This window comes from Planktothrix tepida PCC 9214, assembly GCF_900009145.1.
In the GTDB taxonomy this organism is placed as follows: domain Bacteria; phylum Cyanobacteriota; class Cyanobacteriia; order Cyanobacteriales; family Microcoleaceae; genus Planktothrix; species Planktothrix tepida.
Genome location: NZ_LN889914.1, coordinates 1 through 211, shown reverse-complemented (window position 1 = coordinate 211; position 211 = coordinate 1). Strand labels below are relative to the sequence as shown.

Genomic DNA, 211 nt, shown 5'->3' with positions numbered 1-211 from the left:
TGGAATACGGTGTACTTAGAAAAAGCTGTTGATTATTTGAAACAACAGGGTGTGGATATTCCTGAAGAATATTTGCAACATTTGTCACCGTTGGGTTGGGAGCATATTAATCTTACAGGTGATTATGTTTGGAATCTAAAGCAGGCAAGCGGTTTTGACAACTTACGCCCTTTGCGGGTGAAAGAAAATAGGTATCGCTGAAATGCTTGAG

The 211-nt window shown here is 39.8% G+C and carries 1 protein-coding gene; it reads left to right on the top strand.

The annotated features are described in order from the left end of the window. A partial coding sequence (locus PL9214_RS29780; RefSeq protein ID WP_139295236.1) for a Tn3 family transposase occupies positions 1-201 on the top strand: 201 nt, incomplete at its 5' end. Positions 202-211 lie beyond the last annotated feature (10 nt).